The sequence below is a fragment of the Bacillus sp. SIMBA_008 genome, assembly GCF_046535495.1.
GTDB classification, from domain to species: Bacteria; Bacillota; Bacilli; order Bacillales; family Bacillaceae; genus Bacillus; species Bacillus subtilis.
In genome coordinates, this window is record NZ_JAWRWL010000627.1 from 1 (window position 1) to 264 (window position 264).

Below are 264 nucleotides of genomic sequence, written 5' to 3' on the forward strand. Positions count from 1 at the left end.
GTTCCCATTTTCAAACTTTAAAATCGACTCTACAAGCTGATCAAGACGCTTTTTATGCTGATAGCCAAATACATGTGAGGCAGAAACCCCAATGGCAAGACTAATGATCAGTAAAATACAAAAAAACGGGATGCCGAACCAGCGGGTAGAGAGGAGAATCATCGGATCAAGCTGATAATAAAAAAACATGGGCAGCATCGTCATGATAACAACACCAAGTGAGATCCCTACTCCAAGACGAATAGATTGCCACTGGATACCTAG

The 264-nt window shown here is 41.7% G+C and carries 1 pseudogene; it reads right to left on the minus strand.

The annotated features are described in order from the left end of the window. Window positions 1–264 (minus strand): annotated as a pseudogene (locus tag SB658_RS24715) (sensor histidine kinase); the annotation flags it as partial.